At 69.0% G+C, this 19,378-nt stretch carries 19 protein-coding genes; 8 read left to right on the top strand and 11 right to left on the bottom strand.

Features of this window, described 5'->3' with window-relative positions:
• Nucleotides 1-2: 2 nt before the first annotated feature.
• The 4 genes from prpB to V7Z82_RS14735 all read right to left on the bottom strand — a co-directional run bounded on the left by prpB (nucleotide 3) and on the right by V7Z82_RS14735 (nucleotide 4,269).
• On the bottom strand, nucleotides 3-917 hold the full coding sequence (gene prpB, locus V7Z82_RS14720) for a methylisocitrate lyase (RefSeq protein ID WP_334152304.1): 915 nt from the start codon (nucleotides 915-917) through the stop codon (nucleotides 3-5).
• Nucleotides 917-2,443, bottom strand: coding sequence for an MmgE/PrpD family protein (locus tag V7Z82_RS14725; RefSeq protein WP_334152306.1), 1,527 nt, complete (start codon nucleotides 2,441-2,443; stop codon nucleotides 917-919). Before V7Z82_RS14725 ends, prpB begins: the two co-directional genes overlap by 1 nt.
• Nucleotides 2,440-3,111, bottom strand: coding sequence for a GntR family transcriptional regulator (locus V7Z82_RS14730; protein WP_334152308.1), 672 nt, complete (start codon nucleotides 3,109-3,111; stop codon nucleotides 2,440-2,442). The genes V7Z82_RS14725 and V7Z82_RS14730 overlap by 4 nt, the downstream gene beginning before the upstream one ends.
• Nucleotides 3,112-3,288: 177 nt before the next feature.
• Complete coding sequence (locus tag V7Z82_RS14735; protein ID WP_334152309.1) at nucleotides 3,289-4,269, bottom strand: EamA family transporter; 981 nt, start codon at nucleotides 4,267-4,269, stop codon at nucleotides 3,289-3,291.
• 39 nt (nucleotides 4,270-4,308) lie between these two features.
• Here V7Z82_RS14735 and V7Z82_RS14740 point away from each other — a divergent pair, with 39 nt between their 5' ends.
• The 7 genes from V7Z82_RS14740 to V7Z82_RS14770 all read left to right on the top strand — a co-directional run bounded on the left by V7Z82_RS14740 (nucleotide 4,309) and on the right by V7Z82_RS14770 (nucleotide 10,486).
• Complete coding sequence (locus V7Z82_RS14740; RefSeq protein WP_334152310.1) at nucleotides 4,309-4,845, top strand: CGNR zinc finger domain-containing protein; 537 nt, start codon at nucleotides 4,309-4,311, stop codon at nucleotides 4,843-4,845.
• 298 nt (nucleotides 4,846-5,143) lie between these two features.
• Nucleotides 5,144-5,722, top strand: coding sequence for a glucose-6-phosphate isomerase family protein (locus V7Z82_RS14745; protein ID WP_334152311.1), 579 nt, complete (start codon nucleotides 5,144-5,146; stop codon nucleotides 5,720-5,722).
• Between the two features lie 6 nt (nucleotides 5,723-5,728).
• Complete coding sequence (xylB, locus tag V7Z82_RS14750) at nucleotides 5,729-7,219, top strand: xylulokinase (protein ID WP_334152312.1); 1,491 nt, start codon at nucleotides 5,729-5,731, stop codon at nucleotides 7,217-7,219.
• On the top strand, nucleotides 7,219-8,172 hold the full coding sequence (locus V7Z82_RS14755; RefSeq protein ID WP_334152313.1) for a phosphoglycerate dehydrogenase: 954 nt from the start codon (nucleotides 7,219-7,221) through the stop codon (nucleotides 8,170-8,172). The genes xylB and V7Z82_RS14755 overlap by 1 nt, the downstream gene beginning before the upstream one ends.
• A gap of 10 nt (nucleotides 8,173-8,182) precedes the next feature.
• On the top strand, nucleotides 8,183-9,148 hold the full coding sequence (locus tag V7Z82_RS14760; RefSeq protein WP_334152314.1) for a shikimate dehydrogenase family protein: 966 nt from the start codon (nucleotides 8,183-8,185) through the stop codon (nucleotides 9,146-9,148).
• Entirely contained in the window at nucleotides 9,145-10,107 is a 963-nt protein-coding gene (locus V7Z82_RS14765) for a phosphotriesterase family protein (protein ID WP_334152315.1), read from the top strand. Before V7Z82_RS14760 ends, V7Z82_RS14765 begins: the two co-directional genes overlap by 4 nt.
• 82 nt (nucleotides 10,108-10,189) lie before the next feature.
• Nucleotides 10,190-10,486, top strand: a complete 297-nt coding sequence (locus V7Z82_RS14770; protein ID WP_334152316.1) for a putative quinol monooxygenase — start codon at nucleotides 10,190-10,192, stop codon at nucleotides 10,484-10,486.
• Between the two features lie 208 nt (nucleotides 10,487-10,694).
• Here the strand turns inward: V7Z82_RS14770 and V7Z82_RS14775 are convergent, their stop codons facing one another.
• The 4 genes from V7Z82_RS14775 to V7Z82_RS14790 form a co-directional block, all read right to left on the bottom strand.
• On the bottom strand, nucleotides 10,695-11,696 hold the full coding sequence (locus V7Z82_RS14775) for an ABC transporter substrate-binding protein (RefSeq protein ID WP_334152317.1): 1,002 nt from the start codon (nucleotides 11,694-11,696) through the stop codon (nucleotides 10,695-10,697).
• A gap of 97 nt (nucleotides 11,697-11,793) precedes the next feature.
• Nucleotides 11,794-12,828: an ABC transporter permease gene (locus tag V7Z82_RS14780; protein ID WP_334152319.1), complete on the bottom strand. Its 1,035-nt coding sequence runs from the start codon at nucleotides 12,826-12,828 to the stop codon at nucleotides 11,794-11,796.
• On the bottom strand, nucleotides 12,828-14,330 hold the full coding sequence (locus V7Z82_RS14785) for a sugar ABC transporter ATP-binding protein (protein WP_334152320.1): 1,503 nt from the start codon (nucleotides 14,328-14,330) through the stop codon (nucleotides 12,828-12,830). Before V7Z82_RS14785 ends, V7Z82_RS14780 begins: the two co-directional genes overlap by 1 nt.
• A gap of 187 nt (nucleotides 14,331-14,517) precedes the next feature.
• The gene (locus V7Z82_RS14790; protein WP_334152321.1) at nucleotides 14,518-15,387 is read right to left on the bottom strand and encodes a sugar phosphate isomerase/epimerase family protein; all 870 of its coding nucleotides are present in this window, start codon (nucleotides 15,385-15,387) and stop codon (nucleotides 14,518-14,520) included.
• Between the two features lie 193 nt (nucleotides 15,388-15,580).
• Here V7Z82_RS14790 and V7Z82_RS14795 point away from each other — a divergent pair, with 193 nt between their 5' ends.
• Nucleotides 15,581-16,582, top strand: coding sequence for a LacI family DNA-binding transcriptional regulator (locus V7Z82_RS14795; RefSeq protein WP_334152323.1), 1,002 nt, complete (start codon nucleotides 15,581-15,583; stop codon nucleotides 16,580-16,582).
• 27 nt (nucleotides 16,583-16,609) lie between these two features.
• Here the strand turns inward: V7Z82_RS14795 and V7Z82_RS14800 are convergent, their stop codons facing one another.
• From V7Z82_RS14800 to V7Z82_RS14810, 3 genes are read right to left on the bottom strand one after another with little or no spacing between them, the layout of a single operon-like run.
• Entirely contained in the window at nucleotides 16,610-17,029 is a 420-nt protein-coding gene (locus tag V7Z82_RS14800) for an RbsD/FucU family protein (protein ID WP_334152325.1), read from the bottom strand.
• Between the two features lie 32 nt (nucleotides 17,030-17,061).
• Entirely contained in the window at nucleotides 17,062-18,036 is a 975-nt protein-coding gene (locus V7Z82_RS14805; protein WP_334152327.1) for an aldo/keto reductase, read from the bottom strand.
• Nucleotides 18,023-19,318 carry an L-fuconate dehydratase gene (locus tag V7Z82_RS14810; RefSeq protein WP_334152328.1) on the bottom strand — a complete coding sequence of 432 codons (1,296 nt, stop codon included), beginning with the start codon at nucleotides 19,316-19,318 and terminating at the stop codon, nucleotides 18,023-18,025. Before V7Z82_RS14810 ends, V7Z82_RS14805 begins: the two co-directional genes overlap by 14 nt.
• Nucleotides 19,319-19,378 lie beyond the last annotated feature (60 nt).

Here is a 19,378-nt window from a genome sequence, read left to right on the forward strand (position 1 = left end):
GGTCACTCCTTCGTGGGTTCCCGCTCGATTGTGAAGTTGAAGACGCCGGAGTCGAAGTGGTTGTACGACTCGTAGTCGATCAGCTCGTACAGGTCGGCGCGGTGCTGCATCTCGCCGAGTTTCGAGGTCAGATGCCCCTCGTCGTTCAGCGTATCGAGCGCACGGCCCGCCGCGCCCATCGCGGTGCGAAGCAGCGACACCGGCCAGATCACGATGTTGACCCCTGCGCTCTGCAGCTGCGAGGTCGAGAACAGCTCGCTCTTGCCGAACTCGGTCATGTTGGCGAGGACCGGCACGTCGATCGCACTCGCCATCGCCTCGAACTCGTCGAGCGTTCGCATCGCCTCGGGGAAGATCGCATCGGCACCGGCATCCACCAGCGCCGTGGCGCGGTCGATGGCTGCATCCAGTCCCTCGATGGCTCGGATGTCGGTGCGAGCCATGATCAGGAAGTTCGGGTCGCGCCTGGCATCGGCGGCGGCACGGATGCGCTTGATCGCCGTGCTCTCGTCGACCACGCTCTTGCCGTCGAGGTGACCGCACCGCTTCGGGTTGATCTGGTCCTCGATGTGGGCGCCGGCGAGTCCGGCGTCCTCGAGCTCCTGGATCGTGCGAGCGACGTTCATCGGCTCGCCGAAGCCCGTGTCGGCGTCGACGATCGCCGGCAGATCGGTCATGCGCGCGATCTGCTTCGCACGACCGGCGACCTCGGTGAGCGTGGTGAGCCCGATGTCGGGGAGCCCGAGGTCGGCAGCGAGCACCGCGCCGGAGATGTAGACCCCGTCGAACCCCTTCTGCTCGATGAGCCGGGCGCTCAGCGGGTTGAACGCCCCGGGGAACCGCAGCAGCTCGCCGCTCGCGAGCCGCTCGCGGAACAGCCGGCGCTTCTCGGCCGGTGTGACGGTGGAGTACAGCATCAGAACAGCCCCTTCGGCGCATCCGCACCCTCGAGCAGTCCGGCCTTGGCGACGATCGACAGCTCACCGACCTCCGCTGCGGTCAGCTCGGGAAGGCGCTGCACGAGTGCGAGGAACCGCTCGATCTCGGCGGGCTCGAGCACGGGCTCGGCGAGCAGGCGGAACTTCGCGATGTAGTCGTCACGGGCGAACGGGCGAGCACCGAGCGGGTGCGCATCGGCCACCGCGATCTCGTCGACGACCGTCGTGCCGTCGGTGAGCCGGAACTCGACGCGACCGCCGAACGCCTTCACGTCCGGGTCCTCGGAGTGGTATCGGCGCGTCCACTCTGCATCCTCCGCCGTCGTGATCCTGTGCCACAGCTCGACCGTGTCGGGTCGTGCCGCGCGAGACGGGGCGTAGGAGTCGACATGGTGCCAGCCGCCGTCCTGCAGCGCGACCGCGAAGATGTAGGGGATCGAGTGGTCGAGCGTCTCGCGCGACGCCGTCGGGTCGTACTTCTGCGGGTCGTTCGCTCCCGAGCCGATCACGTTGTGCGTGTGGTGGCTGGTGTGCAGCACGATCGACGCGATGTTCGCGGGGTCGCGGAGCGCCGGGTTCTCGGTGCCGAGCTTGCGGGCGAGATCGATCCAGGCCTGCGCCTGGTACTCGGCCGAGTGCTCCTTCGTGTACGAGTCGAGGATCGCGCGCTTCGGCTCGCCGGCGGCGGGCAGCGGCACCTCGTACGCAGCATCCTTGCCGTCGAGCATCCAGGCGATCACGCCGTCCTCGCCCTCGTAGATCGGGGCCGGGCTCGTCTGGCCGCGCATCGCACGGTCGACCGCCTCGACGGCCATCTTGCCCGCGAACGCCGGGGCGTGCGCCTTCCAGGTCGAGATCTCGCCCTTGCGGCTCTGGCGGGTGGCGGTCGTGGTGTGCAGGCCCTGGCCGACGGCCTGGTAGATCGTCTCGACGTCGAGGTCGAGCAGTGTGCCGATTCCGGCGGCGGCCGAGGGCCCGAGGTGGGCGACGTGGTCGATCTTGTGCCTGTGCAGGCAGATCGCGCGCACGAGGTCCATCTGGATCTCGTAGCCGGTCGCGATGCCGCGCACGAGCGCCCGGCCGTCCTTGCCGGTGTGCTGCGCGACGGCGAGGATCGGCGGGATGTTGTCGCCCGGGTGCGAGTACTCCGCGGCGAGGAAGGTGTCGTGGTAGTCGAGCTCGCGCACGGCGACGCCGTTCGCCCAGGCGGCCCACTCGGGGCTCGTGCGGCGGTCGAGCGCCGCGCCGAACAGGTTCGCGCCGACGCCGCCGGTCGAGACGGGGTGGCTGAACGCCTGCGCGCGGGCCGCGTTGATCGGGCCACGGGTGAGGGATGCCGCAGCGACCGATGCGTTGTCGATGATGCGGTTGATGATCATGTCGACGACGTCCTGCTCGACCTCGACCTGGTCGGCTGCGACCTCGGCGATCTTCCAGGCGAGCTGGTCGGAACGTTCGAGGTTCTCGTCGCTGCGGTGCACGCGGATGTGGTGGCTGATGGTCATGAGAGTCCTTCGCTGGTGCTGGAGTCGAGGGTGTCGAGGATGCCGGTGAGTGCGTTATGCAGGTGCACGTGCGTGGCGTGGGCGGCGAGGTCGCCGTCGCGGGCGGCGAGCGCCTGGGCGATCGTGCGGTGCTCGGCGATGGACGCCGCGAGCCTGGCCGGACGGTCGCGCGCCATGCGCCGCACCCGCACGAGGTGGGTGCGGACGGTGCGCAGCGCTGCGGCGATGTAGTCGTTGTCGACGGCGGTGTCGAGTGCGGCATCGAACCGCGCGATCAGGGCGTAGTAGGCATCGCGGCCTTCTGCAGCGGCGAGGTCGACGTGCGCGAACTCCTCGGCGAGCGCGGCGAACAGTGCGGCGTCTCCCCTGGTGGCGGCGAGGCGGGCCGAGGTCTCCTCGAGCGCTCGGCGGATCTCGAACAGGGCACGGATGTCGTCGGCATCCAGATCCGCCACGACCGTGACGCGCGGCGACTGCTGCACGACGAGCCCGTCGGCGATGAGGCGGCGCAGCGCCTCGCGCATCGGGGTGCGGCTGACGCCGAGGCGTTCGGCCTGCTCGACCTCGCCGAGCACGGCGCCCGCTGCGAGGGTGCCGGACTGGATGTCGTCGAGCAGCGCGGCGTAGGCGCGGTCTCCCGCGGTGGTGCGCTCCACTGCCAGGCTCATCCCCTGAGTGTATACACAAAGCGTCGCGCGCGGTCGCATCCCTTCGCCCCGCGCACGCCACGTATACATTCACCACCCCGCCGAGCCACCCCTTTTCGCGCGAGCGGCCCCCGAAATGCATGCGCATATGGGGGCCGCTCGCACAGAGAGGGCCGGGTCGGCAGAAGGGTGGTCGAGTCAGCGAGGTGCGGATGCCGCGTCGGGCACCGGCTCGACGAACTCCGCCGGCGTCGGCTCACCCAGCTTCACCACCACGACCCCGACGAGCACGAGGGCGCCGCCGAGCATCTGCAGCAGATCGGGCAGCTGGCCGAGCAGCAGCCAGCCGAACAGCAGCGCGGCGATGACCTCGGCGAGCGCGATGAACGAGGCCAGGCGCGAGCCCAGCATCCGCGTCGAGGCGATGCCGAGCACGTACGCGAGAGCCGTCGCGATCAGGCCGATCGCGAGCACGGGGATGAACCACGGCACGGTGCCGAAGCGGTACGTGATGTCCTGCGTCGTCCAGGCGATCGGCAGCACGCCGACCAGTCCGGCGACGGTCAGGCCGATCGCGCCGAGCAGCAGTCCACCGCCGGCGAGCGCGATGGGCGGGAGTCCGGTGTCGGCCTTGGCGGACAGGATGAAGTAGGCGGCAGCGCCGACCATCGCCCCGAGCGCCCAGAGGATGCCGACGCCGTTCACGGTCGCGCCGGTGAGGATGTCGAGCATCAGCACGAGTCCGACGAAGGCGATGATCGCGCCGACGATGCTGCGCCGCGTCGGGCGTTCGCCGCGGCGGAGCCACAGCCACAGCACGACCGCGACCGGGGCCGTGTACTCGATGAGCAGCGCGAGGCCGACGTCCATCACCGCGACGGCCTGGAAGTAGCAGAGCTGCGTCGCGGCGACCGCGAGCAGGCCGTACGCGGCCATCATGCCGAGGTTGCGACGAAGCACGCCCCAGCGTCCGCGCAGCGAGATGACCGCGGGGACGAGCAGCACGAGCGCGGCGACCCAGATGCGAGCGGTGACCGCGGCACCTGGCGTCCATCCCGCGTCGATCAGTCCACGCGCCCACCCGCCGGACATCCCGAAGGCGAAAGCGGCGCCGATCGCGAGCGGCAGCCCGAGGCGCACTCCCCGCACGCCGACGCTGTCATTGCTCACAGTGCTCATGGGATGTGACGCTACTCCGCGCCGATGTAAGATGTCAACATGATCTTCACCGATGACACCGAGGATGCGCTCCGGTCGGCCGTCTGGCTCGTGAACTCCGCGGAGGACCCGGACACCCTGGCCGATCTCGACGACTACCGCGCGTTCCTCGAGGAGTTCCCCTACACCGGTCGCCTCGACCGCGACGCCGAAGAGCTCGCCTCCCTCCGTGCATCCCGCCCCGGCCTGCGCGCGATGCTGCTGGCTCCGCGCGACGAGATGGTCGCGCACGTGAACGACACCCTCGCGGCATCCACCCTCACGCCTCGACTCGTGCGCCACGGAGCGATGGACTGGCACCTGCACGCGGTCGCCGACGAGCGCCCCCTCGTGGAGCGGATGCTGATCGAGACCGCGATGGCGCTGATCGACGTGATCCGCGCCGACGAGGGCTCGCGCATCTCGATCTGCGACGACGACTCCTGCGAAGCGCTGGCCCTCGACCTCTCCCGCAACCGCTCCAAGCGCTACTGCTCGACCGCCTGCGCGAACCGCAACGCGGTCGCCGCCTACCGCGCCCGCCGCGCCGAGGCCTGACCCCGACCCTCCACTCCACCCTTCCGGTCGCGCTTCGTGCCGCCCGCCCGGCTCGCGGGCAGCGTCAACTGCGACCGGAACCGGGACGGCGGGTGCACGGCGGCGCCGATTGCGACCGGAACCGGAGAACGGCCGACGCCCCGCGCCTCTCGCGCACCTGCGCACTCGCCCGTGCGCGGCTGCGCACGAACACTGGACGCCAACCTGTCATAACAGGTATGCTCACTTGTTATTACAGGTTGGATGCGCGTCAGCGCGAGCAGCCGAGCAATGTCGCCCGCCGTTCCGAGGAGCACCGATGCCCGAGTTCCACACCCCGCCGATCGCGCCGATGGCGATCGCATTCGACGCCGAGAAGCTGACCCTCTCGCCAGAGGGCCCGACGCTCACCCGCCGGATGTCGGACCTCGAGGGGCTCTTCGTCGACGCCGAGGCGTGGGCCGCGGCATCCGCCGGCGACAACCCGGTCGTGTACACCGTCGTGAGCTCCCCCGTGCCCGAGGCCGACCGCGAGCTCCCCCAGTCGATCACCACGATCATGCCCGGCGACACCTCCGGCGAGCTGTGGATGACGAAGGGGCACCAGCACCCGAACCACCAGGGTGAGATCTACCTCGCACTCACGGGCCGCGGCGGACTCCTCATGTTCGACGGCGAGCGCACCGAGTGGCTCGACATGCTGCCTGGCACGATCGGCTACATCCCGCCGGGCTGGGCGCACCGCTCCGTGAACACCGGCGACGAGCCCTACTCCTTCCTCGCTGTCTACCCCGGCGGCGCCGGTCACGACTACGGCTGGGTGCTCGAGCACGGCATGGGCTCCCGCGCCTACCGCGGCACCGACGGCGCAGTCGACCTCCGCCCCTACTCGGCCTGACCGCTCATGATCATCGCGCACGACCTCGGCACCACCGGCAACAAGGCCTCACTGCATCACCCGGACGGGCGCCTGGTCTCGTCCGTGACCGTGCCGTACCCGGCGCACTTCGCGGCCGGCGGCATCGCCGAGCAGAATCCGGACGACTGGTGGGATGCCGTGGTCGAGGCGACGCGGGCCCTGCTCGCGAAGACCGAGACCGCTCGGGCCGACGTCGCCGGGGTCGTGGTCGGCGGCCAGATGATGGGCGCTGTGCTGCTCGACGCCGACGGCGCCCCCGCACGGCCGGCGATCATCTGGGCCGACACCCGTTCCGGGGCGCAGCAGCGCGAGCTCGAGGCCGCACTCGGCGCTGAGCACGCCTACGCCATCCTGGGCCACCGCCTGAATCCCACGTACTCGGTCGAGAAGATCATGTGGGTGCGCGACAACGAGCCCGACGTCTGGGCGCGCGTCCGCCGCGTGTGCGTCGCGAAGGACTTCATCGTGCTGCGGCTCACCGGCCGCCTCGCGACCGACCGCTCCGACGCCTCGGGCACGAACGCCTACGACCAGGCCGCCGGCACCTGGTCGGACGAGGTGCTGCAGGCTGCTCGCCTCGACCTCGCGCTGTTCCCCGAGATCCTGGAGTCCACGTCGATCGCAGGACACCTGACGGATGCCGCGGCGGCCGCGCTCGGCCTGCACACGGGTGTGCGCGTGGTGATGGGCGGCGGCGACGGTCCGCTCGCAGCTGTCGGCTCCGGCGTGGTGGCCCCGGAGGACGGCGCGTATGTCTGCCTCGGCACCTCGTCGTGGATCTCGTTCGCGGCGGATGCTCCGCTGCACGACCCGGCGATGCGCACCTTCACCTTCGACAACGTCGTGCCCGGCTCGTTCGTGCCGACCGCGACGATGCAGGCCGGCGGCGCGTCGGTGCAGTGGATCGCCGAGGCGCTCTCGCCCGATCCGGCGCATCCCGAGACCGGCCGGCTCACGGCCGAGGCGGCCGGCGACCTCGACACCGAGGACCTCTACTTCCTGCCGTATCTGCTCGGGGAGCGCTCCCCGCACTGGGACCCGGACGCCCGCGGCGCCTTCGTCGGCATCGGCCGCCACCACACCAGGGCCCACCTGGTGCGCGCCGTGCTCGAGGGCACCGCGTTCAACCTGCTCACCTGCATCCAGGCGTTCCGCGCCTCCGGGGCGACGATCGACCGGATCGACGCGGTCGGCGGCGGCGCCCAGAGCGACGCGTACCTCGCGGTGCTCGCCGACGTCTGGGGCGTGCCGGTGCGTCGCCGCACGATCGTCGAAGAGGCGAACAGCCTCGGCGCTGCGGTCACCGGCGCAGTGGGCCTCGGGCTCGCCGAGTTCTCGGCGGCGCGCGCACTGAGCGAGGTCACTGCGGAGTTCACGCCGGATGCCGCTCGGCACGCCGTCTACGCGCAGCGGCACGCACGCTTCGACGACGCGTACACCGCGCTCGCGCCGTGGTTCGCCGGAGCACCGCGCTGATGGGCGTCATCCTGGTCACGAGCCGCTCGTTCTCGGACGGCGACCTCGATCTCGTGCAGCGCGCGAGCCGGGCCGGGCACCGCATCCTCCGCGGACCGGCGCATCACGAGCTCGAGGAGCTCCGCTCGCTGCTGCACGGGGCGGATGCCTGGATCGCCGGCACCGGCCCCATCACCGACGAGCATCTCGCCGCAGCACCGCGCCTGCGCGTGATCGCCCGCTACGGCGTCGGCACCGAATCCGTCGATCTCGACGCGGCCCGCCGCCGCGGCATCCCGGTCACCAACACACCCGGCGCGAATGCCGATGCCGTCGCCGACCATGCGATCGGCCTGATGCTCGCCGCCCTCCGCTTCGTGCCGGACGGCGACCGCCGCGTGCGCTCCGGCGACTGGGGCGTTCGCCGCGGCCGCGAGCTCGGAGCCGCGACGGTCGGCATCGTCGGCTTCGGTCGCATCGGTCAGGGCGTCGCGAAGCGGCTGACCGGCTTCGGATGCGGCGTGCTCGCCGCCGACCCGTTCCTGTCCGCCGATGCCGTGCGCGCGAACGGCGCGGAGCCGGTCGAGATCGACGACCTGTTCCGCCGGGCCGACCTGATCTCGCTGCACGCGCCGGGCGGTCAGCTGCTCGTCGACGCGGCGCGGCTCGCCTCGATGCGACGGGGCAGCATCGTCGTGAACACCGCACGCGGCGACCTGATCGACGAGACCGCCGTGGCCGAGGCGCTCCGCGACGGCGTGCTCGCCGGCTACGCGGCCGACACCCTGCACGGCGACACTGCGGCGAGGCACAGTCCGCTGCTCACCGCCGAGTTCGCCGACCGCGTCACCGTGACCCCGCACCTGGGCGCGCAGACGACCCAGGCCGTCGACAACATGGGGTCGCTGTCGCTCGACGACGTGATCGCCGTCCTCAAGGGCGCAGAGCCCGTCCACCCCGTCACCGCCCGCTAGGAGCTCACCGATGACCTCGTCCCCCATCACCACGGAAGACGCCACCGTCGACGCCGCGACCGTCGACTACATGGGCTTCGTGGGTGTCAGCACCGGCTCGTCGTCGATCATGCAGGTGTTCCCCCGGTGGGCCGACGTGCTCGGCCTGCCGACCCGCAACCTGATCGGCCACGACCTGCCGATGGACGCCACCCCGGAGCAGTACGTCGCGATGGTCGAACAGATCCGCGACGACCCGAACCACCGCGGCGCACTCGTCACGACGCACAAGATGAACGTGTACGCCGCGGCATCCGAGCTGTTCGACGAGCTCGATCCGTTCGCGGTGTCGTGCAGCGAGATCTCGAGCATCTCGAAGCGCGGTGACCGCCTGATCGGACGCGCGAAGGATCCGATCACGGTCGACCTCGCCCTGAACGACTTCCTGCCGGTCGACCACTTCGCCCGCACAGGGGCAGAGGTCGTGATCCTCGGCGCCGGCGGCTCCGGCACCGCACTCAGCTGGGCGCTCGCAGAGCGTGCCGATGCACCGGCCCGCGTGACCGTGACGGCCCGCAGCGACGAGGCTCTCGAGCACCTGCGCGCCGTGCACGAGCAGCATGGCACGGCATCCGATCTCATCCGATACGTGCGCACCGACACCGCAGCCGAGGCCGCAGCCCTGGTCGAGGCGGCCACGCCAGGCTCCGTGATCGTCAACGCCACCGGACTCGGCAAGGACCGCCCGGGCTCCCCCCTGCCCGACGAGGTGATCCTCCCCGAGCACGCGTACGTCTGGGAGTTCAACTACCGCGGCTCGCTCGAGTTCCTGCACCAGGCCAGAGCACAGGAGGCCGCTCGATCGCTGCACGTGGTCGACGGCTGGCGCTACTTCATCCACGGCTGGTCGCAGGTGGTCGCCGATGTCTTCGAGCTCGACCTCACACCCGAGATCGTCGAGCAGCTCGCCGAGGCAGCGGACTTCGCACGACGATGATCCGCACCGTCCTCGGCGACATCGAACCGGCGCAGCTCGGCACCACGAACACGCACGAGCACCTGTTCCAGGTCAGCCCGCTGCTGCCGGGCGACGAGCTGGACGACGAGACCCGCTCCGGCGGCGAGGCGCGGATGCTGCGTGAGAGCGGCTTCGCAGCCATGATCGACGCCACGCCGATCGGACTGGGTCGCGATCCGGAGGCGCTCGCCCGCATCAGCGCCGCCACCGGGCTGCGCATCGTCGCCACGACCGGTCGGCACCGTGAGGCGCACTATGCCGCCGAGCATCCGACCCGGGAGTGGAGCGTCGAGCAGCTCACGGAGCGCTTCGTGCACGACATCACCCGCGGGATGCCCGTCGACGACACGGAGGTCGACCCGGCATCCGAGCAGCAGACCGTCGCGGCGCACGATGGGTCCCCGGTGCGCGCCGGCATCCTCAAGGGCGGCATCGACTACTGGCGCATCAGCGACTTCGAGCGAGCCACCCTGCTCGCCCTCGCCGCAGCGCATCGTCGCACCGGCGCCGCGATCATGGTGCACCTGGAGTTCTGCACCGGCGCCCACGAGGTGCTCGACCTGCTCGCGGCGGAAGGGGTGCCGTCGAACCGCGTCCTCCTGGCACACGCAGACAGAGACCCCGACCCCGGCCTGCACGTCTCGCTCGCCGAGCGCGGCGCCTTCCTCGGCTACGACGGGTTCGCCAGGCCTCGCACCCGCTCCGACGCCGAGCTGCTCTCCCTCGCCGCCGCGGTCGTCTCGCGCGGCGCCGGCGAACGCGTCGTCCTCGGCGGTGACGTCGCCAGACGCACGCGCTACATCGCCTACGGCGGGATGCCCGGCCTCGCGTACCTCGGCACGAGATATGTCCCGCGCCTGCGGGCGCTGGTCGGCGACGAACCCGTCGATCGGATGCTGGTCGCGAATCCCTCGCGACTCCTCACGCTTTCGCAGTGATGCCGCGAGCGAATCTCGGTTCACAAATCTCCATGCAGACCGATCTCCCGCCATACTGAAGAGGAGCCCCCGAAGGAGCCCCATGTCTGAGCCGACCATCCTGCACGCCACGTTCACGGCACGTCCGGGAACGAGTGACCGTGTGGCCGCTCTCCTGCGGGACTTCGCCACGGAGGTGCAGTCCGAAGACGGCAACATCGTGTTCGACGCCTCACGTCTCGCCGACGACCCCGACCGATTCTTCGTGTACGAGGTCTACCGCGATGACGAGGCCTTCCAGGCCCACCTCTCCTCCCCTGCGGGAGCACCGTTCAACGCCGAGCTGCAGGAGCTGATCGTCGAACCGGCGTCCCAGCTCACGTTCCTGCAGCGCATATGACCGTCCGGCGGCACCGCCGTCGACCCATGCCCCCGGAGTCCCCACACCCCTCCGTGTAGGAATCCGGGCGAAAGGCACGGATGCCGGGAAGATCCCCCCTCTCCCCGGCATCCGTGTATCGACCTCCGCGCCGAGCAGATCGCGCGATGCGCACGAAGAAGCCCCCCACCGGATGGTGAGGGGCTTCTTCGATCTCAGTGGATCCGGATCACTCGTAGAGCACCGCGGCGATCTTCGGGTCCTCGAGGTTCGTCTTGTCATACCAGTACGAACCGGTGTCGTAGAACTCCTCGACCGAGTCGCCGTTGGCTGCGTCGTAGGCCGCCTGGACGACCTGCTTGCCGATGCCGATCGGGTCCTGCGTGATGGCGCCGGCCATGGTGCCGTCCTTGATCGCGTTGATCTGCGCTGCGCCGGAGTCGAAGCCGACGATCGTGATCTTGCCCTTCTCCAGGCCGAGCTCGTTCACCGCGTTGACGACGCCGATGGCGGAGCCCTCGTTGGTGCCGTAGATGCCCTTGAGGTCGGGGTGAGCCGCGATCAGCGTCTTGGCGATGTCAGCCGACTTCAGGTGGTCGCCGTCGCCGTACTGGATGTCGACGATCTTGATGTCGGGGTAGTCCGCCTCGATCTTCTCGACGAAGCCGTCACGACGCTCGACACCGGTCGAGTTGATCTGCGAGTGGCCGACGATCGCGACCTCGCCCTCGCCGCCGATCAGGTCGGCCATGTGCTCGGCTGCGAGCGCACCGGCGACCTTGCTGTCGGTTGCCGAGAGGCTGAGTCCGACGTCGCCGTCGCACGGAGCGTCGAAGTAGACGACCGGGATGTCCTTCGCCTTGGCCTGCTCGAGCGGGGCGACGCACGCCTCGGGGTCGAGGGCGGCGTAGGCGATGGCGTTCGGGTTCTTGTCGATCGCGGCGGTCAGCATCTCGAGCTGCTGCGCGATCTCGGTCTCGGCCGCGGGGCCTTCGAACGTGATCCGGACGCCGAGCTCTTCCGCCTTCTCCTCGGCACCCTTCTTGACTGCCTGCCAGAACTGGTGCTGGAAGCCCTTCGAGACGAGCGCGATGTACATCTCTCCATCGCCGCTGCCGCTGCCTCCGCCGCTGCCTTCTTCGATCACGTCTCCGCCGCCGGCACAGCCGGCGAACACCAACGCGGATGCTGCGACGAGTGCCGCGAATGCGGTCTTCTTGCCGAATTTCATGGAAACTCCATTGTTCTCTGTGAATGAGTGGTGCTGTGATTGCCGGCCGGGGCCGACGGGGTGATGGTGCGTATTGAGTTGGGTCGGGTGGAAAGCGTCAGGTCCGCTGGCGGTTGCGCAGCGAGTCGAGGAACACGGCCAGCAGCACGACGACACCGACGACGATGTTCTGCCATTCGGACTGGATCGACATGATGCGCAGGCCGTTGACGAGCACGCTCATGATCAGCGCGCCGATCACGGTGCCGAGGATGGAGCCTCGTCCGCCGAGCAGCGAGGTGCCGCCGATGATGACTGCGGCGATCGCCTGCAGCTCGTATCCGGTGCCGATCTGCGGCTGGGCCGAGTCGAGGCGAGCGGCGATCACGATGCCGGCGATGCCGGTGAAGGCACCGGCGAACATGTAGATCAGGATCGTCCAGCGGCGCGTGTTCACGCCCGAGAGGCGGGTGGCCTCTTCGTTCGAGCCGATCGCGAACGTGTAGCGGCCGAGGAGGGTCTTCGACAGCACGAGCCACGCGATGATCGCGGCCACTGCGGTGATCAGCACGGCGTTCGGGATGCCGGGGATGATCACGCCGAGCGCGATCTTCTTGAAGTCCGGCGCCGAGGTGGAGAAGTAGATCGGCGAGACGTTCGAGATGACGAGGGCGAGGCCGCCGGCGATCATCATCATCGCGAGCGTCGCGATGAACGGCGGGAGCCGGAGGAACGTGATGTTCACGCCGTTCACGAGTCCCATCAGGACACCCGTGAGGACGCCGCCGATGACGCCGACCCAGACCGGGAGCCCCATGTTCGTCACGAACACACCCGTCATCACGGCGCAGAGCGCCATGCCGGTGCCGATCGAGAGGTCGATGCCGCCGGTGATGATGACGAAGGTCGTGCCGAGCGCGAGGATGCCGATGACCGCGGTCGACAGGAGCACGGTGGCGATGTTGCTGAAGGTGAAGAAGTTCGGGCTGGCGATCGAGAAGAAGATCACCAGGACGATCAGCGTGCCGAACGCGAGCGACTGCTGGAGCTGACGCTTCAGGAAGCCGCCGATGTCACGCTTGTCGGTGTTCTCGTCGACTGCCGTCTGGATGATCGTCGTCGTCGACGATCCGGGCTGCTGCGGGCTGCTCATCAGTCTTCCTCCCCGTGTGCTGCGAGTTGCATGATCTTCTCCTGGCTTGCTTCCTCGTTGCGGAGCGTTCCGGTGATGCGACCGTTCGCGAAGACCGCGATGCGGTTCGCGACGCGGAGGATCTCCGGGAGCTCCGATGAGATGACGATGATGGACTTGCCCTGGTCAGCGAGCTGCTGCATCAGGCGGTAGATCTCTTCCTTCGCGCCGACGTCGATCCCTCGGGTCGGCTCGTCGAAGATGAGGATGTCGCAGTCGCGCATCAGCCACCGGGCGATGACGACCTTCTGCTGGTTTCCTCCGGAGAGGAGCTTGACGACCTGGTTCACCGACGGCGTCTTCACGCGCAGCTGCTGCACGTACTCCTTGGTGCGGTTCTTCGCCTTGCTGTCGCTCATCCAGCCGATGCCGCTGGCGTACGACCCGAGCGAGGCGAGCACGGTGTTGAACGTGACGTCCTGCTCGAGCATGAGACCGAGCAGCTTGCGGTCCTCGGAGAGGTAGCCGACGCCGTGCTTCACGGCATCCGCCGGCTGGGAGATCCGCACCTGCTGGCCGCTGATCGAGATCGAGCCGCCGTCGCGGTGGTCGGCGCCGATGACCGCGCGGGCGGTCTCGGTGCGGCCGGCTCCCATGAGCCCGGCGAAGCCGAGGATCTCGCCGCGGTGCAGCTGGAACGAGACGTCCTTCAGGAGCTCTCTGGTCGACAGGCCCTGCACGTCGAGGACGACCGGATCGTTGGCGTGGTCGCGCGCCTGCGGGCGGGTCCCCTCGTCGATCACGCGGCCGACCATCATCTCGATGATCTTCGGGATGCTGACCTCGGACTTCTCGAGTGATCCGATGTATGAGCCGTCGCGGAGCACGGTGACCCGATCAGCGAGGCGGCGGAGCTCGTCCATGCGGTGCGAGATGTAGACGATGCCGGTGCCCCGAGCCTTGAGCTGCTCGATCAGCACGAACAGCGTCTCGACCTCGGAGTCGGTGAGCGCGGAGGTCGGCTCATCCATGATCAGGACCTTGGCGTTGAACGACAGCGCCTTCGCGATCTCGACCATCTGCTGCTCGGCCACCGTGAGCTCGCCGACGAGCTGCTTCGGGTTCAGGCGGATGTCGAGGCGACCGAGGAGCTCGGCGGTCTGCACGTTCAGCTTGCGCTCCGAGAGGAACGGCCCGGTCGTGGGCTCGCGGCCGACGTAGATGTTCTGCGCCACGGTGAGATCGGGCATCAGGTTGAGCTCCTGATGGATGATCGTGACGCCGAGCTCCTGCGCCTGCAGCGGGCTGGTGAGCTCCACCTCCTGGCCCTCGAACGTGATCGTGCCCTCGTCCTTGGTGTAGATCCCGGAGAGGATCTTCATGAGCGTGGACTTGCCTGCGCCGTTCTCGCCGACGAGCACGAGCACCTCGCCGGAGCGCACCTCGAGGTGCACGTCCTTGAGCGCCTGCACACCGGGGAATCCCTTGCTGATGCCATCGACTTTGAGAATGGGATCACTCATGTGCTCACCTGCTTCCTTGAAGGTTCTGAACTTCCTCCGCCTGCGGTTCGCGCCGCAAACATCGGATCAATTCTGCACTTCCGCACCATGCTGCGCAAGTTGTATCTAAATGTATCTACTGCCGAGCCGGATGGGAAGACCTGTAATAACATCTTGGCCACAGCTCGTCCGGGGCTGTCGAGAGTGCTCAGTGCAGCCGGATCGATTCGACGGCGATGAGCTTGTCGCGGATGAAGGCGTTCGCATGCGCGCCGAGCTCCTCGTTGTCGGTCCAGAGGTTCCGCCAGATGCCCAGCATCCGGCTCAGGTCCGGCGCCACCACCGCCGACGAGAACGACTCGAAGACGATCGGCCCGTCGTAGCCGATGCGTCCGAGCGCCTTGAAGAACGTGTCGAAGTCGACGGTGCCGGTGCCGAGGTAGCCGCGGTGGCTCTCGCCGATGTGCACGTACCGCAGGCTCGGCTCCGCATCGAGGACCGGCGCGAACATATCCGACTCCTCGATGTTCATGTGGTACGTGTCGAGGTGGATGCCGAGGTTCGGGCGATCGATCTCGGCGAGGTAGGCGACGGCCTGGCGTGCGGTGTTCAGCACGTTGGTCTCGTAGCGGTTGACGACCTCGAGCGAGACCGAGATGCCGCGCTCGGCCGCGTGGTCCGCGACCTTCGCGATCGCCCGACGGCTGCTCTCGAGCCCCTCGGGGGTGACCGGCTCCATGTACTTCTTCATGGCGCTGTAGATCACGCCGCAGAAGTGCGTGCCACCCAGCTCGGCGAGCACGTCGACCGCGCGGAGCAGCAGCGCTTCGCCTGCCGCGACGATCTCCGGGTCGCTGCTCGTGACATCCGTCGCCTCCGACAGGCCGAGCGATGCGCTCACGGCGAGGTCGTGCTCCTCGAGGGCAGCCTTGGCGGCGGCGACATCGAAGGAGAACGGGTCCATCAGTGGGAACTCGATGAGGTCGAAGCCGGCCTCCTTCGTCTTCTCCACCGAGAGCCGGATGCCGTCGGCATCGAAGTTCCCGGTCCAGACGAGCCCGTGGCATCCGATGTTCATGAGACCTCTCGGAGACGGGTGTGGGGCACCATCGCCTCGGCGACTTGGCACGTGCCAAGTTGCGCTAGGTCACAAGCTACGTCGGCGCGTCACAGGCTGTCAAGAACTTTCTTGGCACGTGCCAAGTTCACGGGATACTGTTGTGCCGACCGCTCATCCGCGCATGCGCGGCCACCGAGACGAAGGAGTTCCGATGCCGGCCAGCGTGAAGGACGTGGCAGCGCTCGCCCGCGTCTCGTCGTCGACGGTCTCGAACTACCTGAACCACCCGCACGTGCTCGGCGCCGCCAGCCGAGAGCGCGTTCGGGCCGCGATCGAGGAACTCGGCTTCGTGCCGAACGAATCTGCTCGACAGCTCCGCGCCGGCTCGAGCAAGGCCCTCGCACTCATCCTCCTCGACGCCTGGCTGCCGTACTTCAACGAACTCTCCCGAGGGGTGGAGGATGTCACGCGCGAGGGCGGCTGGTCGCTGTTCTTCAGCAACAGCAATCGCGACAGCGAGCAGGAGCGCCGCAACATCGAGATGTTCGAGGCGCACCGCGTGCAGGGCATCGTGATCTACCCGCATGACGACGTCGTGCCGCAGCTCGAACGGCTGGCCGACCGCGGCATCCGATCGGTGGTCGTCGGTCCGATCCCGGCGTCGGCCAAGGTCGCCTCGGTGCTGTTCGACGATCACGGTGGCGGACGCCTCGCCGGCGAGCACCTGCTCTCGATCGGACGCCGCCGCATCCTGTTCCTCGGCAGTCCGACCGTCAGCCAGTCCAACGACCGGCTGGCCGGCCTGCAGGATGCCGCCGTCGGCACCGACGCCGAGGTCACCGTGCACGACGTCCCGGCGCTCGTCACCGAAGAGGGCCTCCGTGCCGCCGAGGCGATCCTCGCGATGCCCGCGTCAGCGCGACCGGATGCCGTCTTCGCCGCCAACGACATGGTGGCCCTCGGGGTGCTCACCGGACTCCTCCGGCAGGGCGTCCGGATCCCGGAGGACATCGCCCTGGTCGGCTTCGACGATGTCGACCAGGCGCATCAGAGCGTCGTGCCGCTGACGAGCATCCGCCAGCCCGGCTACGAGATCGGCCGTGCGGCGGGCGCCGTGCTGCTGCAGCAGCTCTCCGCGCCGGACGCTCCCCCGCCGGCGACGACGCCGTTCGCCGCCGAGCTCATCGTGCGGGAATCGACCGTCGGGCGCTGAGCACTGCCTTCACGCAGAGCACTGCCTTCACGCAGACGCGTGCCCCACGACGCCCTTTCGCAGCAGTGCGTTGCCGTACTTCCGCGTCTCGCCGGTACGCACCAGCAGGTACGCGGTCTTCGCCAGGTCGTAGTAGGCGAAGCGCTCCACGAAGCGGGTCGTGTCGATCACGGTGCCTGCTGCGGCCATGAGCTCGTGCTGCACGTCGAGCAGTTCGCCGTCGGCCGAGCGCATCAGGTCGAGACCCGGAGCATCGTCGAGCGGCAGCACGGTGCGGATCGCCGCCACGACCTCGGGCGTCGTCGTCCCCGGCAGATCGACGACCCGCTCGCCCAGCCCCCAGGCCGGGAAATGGGCGTCGGCGATCACGACCGCATCGGAGTGCCCCATCCGGTCGAGATGCAGCAGCAGCTCGCCGGTGAGCAGCGGGTGGATTCCTTCGAGCACGAGTGCTCCTCTCGGTCAGACAGCCGGCGGGGTCAAGCGGCCGGGATCAGCCGCTCGGCCGCGAGGTGCTCCCACAGGGCGGCGGGGATCTCGAGCGCGGCGTACTCGGCGTTCTGCTGCAGCTGCGCAGGGCGGCTGCCGCCCACGACGACCGACTGCACCGCGGCGGCCTGCAGCGGGAACTGGATCGCGGCCGCAGGCAGGGGCACGCCGTGGTCGGCGCAGACCGCGGCGATCCGCACCAGCCGGTCCCACAGCTCGTCCGGCAGCTGCCCGTATTCGTAGCGGCCGTCGCGGCGCGGCTCATTCGAGGCGAGGAGCCCGGAGTTGAAGACGGATGCCGCCACGATCCCGGTCCCGGTCTCACGACAGGCCGGCAGCACGTCGACAGCGGCAGGCTGCTCGAGCAGCGTGTAGCGACCGGCGACCATGATGAGGTCGAGGTCGGCCGATCGCACGGCGGTGGCGAGTGCATCCGCCACCATCGACCCGATCCCGATCGCGGCGACCTCGCCGTCGGCCCGCAGCTGCTCCATCGCGGGGAACGCCTCGGCGAGTGCGAGATCGAGGTCGTGCCGCTCCGGGTCGTGCAGGTAGAGCAGGTCGATGCGCTCGATGCCGAGGCGCTCGCGCGACTCCTCGAGACTGGCGCGGATGCCGTCGGACGAGAAGTCCCACACGCGCTGCAGGTCGTCGGGCACATGGAACTCGTTGGCGGTGTCCAGGCCGCCGGCGAACCCGGGGTTCGGGCGCAGCAGGCGCCCGGCCTTGGTCGACAGCACGAACTCGTCGCGCGGCTTGGTCTGCAGGAAGGCGCCGAGGCGTCGCTCCGACAGGCCGAGTCCGTAGTGGGGTGCCGTGTCGAAGTATCGGATGCCGCTGTCCCAGGCGGCATCCAGCACGGCCCACGCCTCGTCGTCGCTCAGCGCCCGGAACAGGTTCCCGACGTTCGCTGCACCGTAGCCGAGCGAGGGGATGCCGAGGGGGAACGCCTCAGGAGACGACATGTGCGCCCGTCCAGGTGTACTTCGCGATGCTGTCGGCTTTCATCTCCATGCTCGTGCCGGGTTCCGTCGGCGCCATGTACGACCCGCCCTGGATGTCGGTCGGCACGATGAAGTGTTCGTGCAGGTGATCGACGAACTCGATCAGGCGACCCTCGCGAGTGCCGGTGACGGCGACGAAGTCGAACATCGACAGGTGCTGCACGGCCTCGCACAGGCCGACGCCGCCGGCGTGCGGGCAGACCGGCACGCCGAACTTCGCGGCGAGCAGCAGGTTGGCGATGTTCTCGTTGACGCCGGCGACGCGCACGGCGTCGATCTGCATGACCGAGATGGCCTCGGCCTGCAGCAGCTGCTTGAAGATGACGCGGTTCTGCGCGTGCTCGCCGGTGGCGACCCGGATCGGCGCGATGCCGCGGGCGATCTCGGCGTGGCCGAGCACGTCGTCGGGGCTCGTCGGCTCCTCGACCCACGCCGGGTTGAACTCGGCGAGCGCGTTGACCCACTCGATCGCCTCCGACACCTCCCAGCGCTGGTTCGCGTCGATCGCGATCGGGAAGTCGGGGCCGCACACCTCGCGGGCCTTGCGGAAGCGGCGGATGTCATCGTCGAGATCGGCGCCGACCTTGAGCTTGATCTGCGTGAAGCCGTCGGCCATGGCCTCGCGGGCGAGACGCTCGAGCTTCTCATCGGAGTAGCCGAGCCAGCCGGGGCTCGTCGTGTACCCCGGGTAGCCGGTGGCGAGCAGCTCGCGCTCGCGCTCGATGCGACCGGGCTCCGCCGCGCGCAGGATCTCGAGCGCGTCCTCCGGCGTGAGGGCGTTCGTCAGGTAGCGGAAGTCGACGAGGTCGACGATCTCCGCAGGCGTCATCCGGGCGAGCAGCTGCCACAGCGGCAGCCCTGCGCGCTTCGCCTTGATGTCCCACAGCGCGTTGATGACCGCGCCGATCGCCATGTGCATGACGCCCTTCTCCGGGCCGAGCCAGCGCAGCTGCGAGTCGCCGATGATGTCGCGGAACGTGCCGCCCATGTCATCGAGCAGCGGCTCGATCTCCCGCCCGACCAGGTGTCCGGCAAGGGCGTCGATCGCTGCGACCTGCACGTCGTTGCCGCGGCCGATCGTGAAGACGAAGGCGTGCCCCGAGATGTCATCACCGGCGTCGGTGCGCACGATGACGTAGGCGGCCGAGTAGTCGGGGTCGGGGTTCATCGCATCCGAGCCGTCGAGACTGAGCGACGTGGGGAAGCGGATGTCGGTGGTGTCGAGTGCGACGATACGGCTCACGGGGTTCCTCTCATGCGCGAACAACTCACGCAGACCTCTTGGAGTGTAAACATCCGATGT

It is taken from the genome of Microbacterium sp., assembly GCF_036823965.1.
GTDB lineage: Bacteria > Actinomycetota > Actinomycetes > Actinomycetales > Microbacteriaceae > Microbacterium.

Excerpts from the sequence above, each read along its gene's own strand:
- prpB (WP_334152304.1), bottom strand. The coding sequence starts at position 917 with ATGCTGTACTCCACCGTCACACCGGCCGAGAAGCGCCGGCTGTTCCGC.
- V7Z82_RS14725 (WP_334152306.1), bottom strand. The coding sequence starts at position 2,443 with ATGACCATCAGCCACCACATCCGCGTGCACCGCAGCGACGAGAACCTC.
- V7Z82_RS14730 (WP_334152308.1), bottom strand. The coding sequence starts at position 3,111 with ATGAGCCTGGCAGTGGAGCGCACCACCGCGGGAGACCGCGCCTACGCC.
- V7Z82_RS14735 (WP_334152309.1), bottom strand. The coding sequence starts at position 4,269 with ATGAGCACTGTGAGCAATGACAGCGTCGGCGTGCGGGGAGTGCGCCTC.
- V7Z82_RS14740 (WP_334152310.1), top strand. The coding sequence starts at position 4,309 with ATGATCTTCACCGATGACACCGAGGATGCGCTCCGGTCGGCCGTCTGG.
- V7Z82_RS14745 (WP_334152311.1), top strand. The coding sequence starts at position 5,144 with ATGCCCGAGTTCCACACCCCGCCGATCGCGCCGATGGCGATCGCATTC.
- xylB (WP_334152312.1), top strand. The coding sequence starts at position 5,729 with ATGATCATCGCGCACGACCTCGGCACCACCGGCAACAAGGCCTCACTG.
- V7Z82_RS14755 (WP_334152313.1), top strand. The coding sequence starts at position 7,219 with ATGGGCGTCATCCTGGTCACGAGCCGCTCGTTCTCGGACGGCGACCTC.
- V7Z82_RS14760 (WP_334152314.1), top strand. The coding sequence starts at position 8,183 with ATGACCTCGTCCCCCATCACCACGGAAGACGCCACCGTCGACGCCGCG.
- V7Z82_RS14765 (WP_334152315.1), top strand. The coding sequence starts at position 9,145 with ATGATCCGCACCGTCCTCGGCGACATCGAACCGGCGCAGCTCGGCACC.
- V7Z82_RS14770 (WP_334152316.1), top strand. The coding sequence starts at position 10,190 with ATGTCTGAGCCGACCATCCTGCACGCCACGTTCACGGCACGTCCGGGA.
- V7Z82_RS14775 (WP_334152317.1), bottom strand. The coding sequence starts at position 11,696 with ATGAAATTCGGCAAGAAGACCGCATTCGCGGCACTCGTCGCAGCATCC.
- V7Z82_RS14780 (WP_334152319.1), bottom strand. The coding sequence starts at position 12,828 with ATGAGCAGCCCGCAGCAGCCCGGATCGTCGACGACGACGATCATCCAG.
- V7Z82_RS14785 (WP_334152320.1), bottom strand. The coding sequence starts at position 14,330 with ATGAGTGATCCCATTCTCAAAGTCGATGGCATCAGCAAGGGATTCCCC.
- V7Z82_RS14790 (WP_334152321.1), bottom strand. The coding sequence starts at position 15,387 with ATGAACATCGGATGCCACGGGCTCGTCTGGACCGGGAACTTCGATGCC.
- V7Z82_RS14795 (WP_334152323.1), top strand. The coding sequence starts at position 15,581 with ATGCCGGCCAGCGTGAAGGACGTGGCAGCGCTCGCCCGCGTCTCGTCG.
- V7Z82_RS14805 (WP_334152327.1), bottom strand. The coding sequence starts at position 18,036 with ATGTCGTCTCCTGAGGCGTTCCCCCTCGGCATCCCCTCGCTCGGCTAC.